This is a genomic window from Arthrobacter sp. SPT-J7 (assembly GCF_059089965.1).
Genome location: NZ_JBNHFF010000640.1, coordinates 1 through 262, shown reverse-complemented (window position 1 = coordinate 262; position 262 = coordinate 1). Strand labels below are relative to the sequence as shown.

The 262-nt window shown below is 59.5% G+C and carries 1 pseudogene; it reads right to left on the bottom strand.

What is annotated here, in order from left to right:
• A pseudogene (locus tag AC5RWX_RS34625) lies at positions 1-182 on the bottom strand (type II secretion system F family protein); the annotation flags it as partial.
• Between the last annotated feature and the right edge of the window lie 80 nt (positions 183-262).

The following is a 262-nucleotide window of genomic DNA, read 5'->3' as shown; positions in this document are numbered from 1 at the left end:
AGTATGGGTCGAAGAATCCTTTCCAGCGGCCCGAAAGGCGTGGGGTTGTGTTCCCCGGCGCGGAGCAGCCTGGACTCAAGATTCTGTGATTTCAGCTGCGGCTCGATGCGCTGCGACAGCGTAACGGCACGCATGAACGGAGACCGGAAAACAACGAGCCACAGGCCGATGCCCATGAGCATTCCGCAGATAACAGCAGGAGGTGAAATCTCTATCACCTGAGCACCCGCTCGTCCGGCGGAAGTGCACCGATCCGGAGCAT